Origin of the sequence: Rahnella sp. Larv3_ips (assembly GCF_003697865.1) — a bacterium.
Taxonomy (GTDB): Bacteria; Pseudomonadota; Gammaproteobacteria; order Enterobacterales; family Enterobacteriaceae; genus Rahnella; species Rahnella rivi.
Window position 1 is genome coordinate 281,833 of record NZ_MJIB01000003.1, and the last position, 409, is coordinate 282,241.

The 409-nt window shown below is 59.7% G+C and carries 1 pseudogene; it reads right to left on the reverse strand.

Going from position 1 to position 409, the window contains the following annotated elements:
* Positions 1-409, reverse strand: a pseudogene (locus tag ED901_RS01330) (hypothetical protein); the annotation flags it as partial.

The window sequence follows — 409 nt, forward strand, 5'->3', positions numbered from 1 at the left end:
GTTAACGTTGCCTTTGGCGTCTGTGGTCGCCGCCTTCACCGCCAGAGACAAATAAGGGGCCAGCCCGCCCGCCAGTGCCTGGCTCATGTCGCCACCGGTCAAGCCTGCCAGCGCGCCTGATATCGCCGTACCCGCCGTCCAGAACGGGCTGCCGATGCCGTATTTCTGCTCAGCAGCAACGTTTTCCGGCGAGTTCTCCAGCATCTTCTGCTGGTCGGCAGGCGAGGCATTGTTGTACTCCGCCGTGCCTGACAATCTTGCGAGCGCGTCATTTCTGGCATTCACCTGCGCCTGCATTGCCGCGTGCTGCATAGTCTGCACGCCCACCTGGCTGATGGCCTGCGCCAGCGCCTGATTTTCCTCTATCTTTTCCTTATCAAAGATTTTGTCGATATGGCCGTTGGCGTTA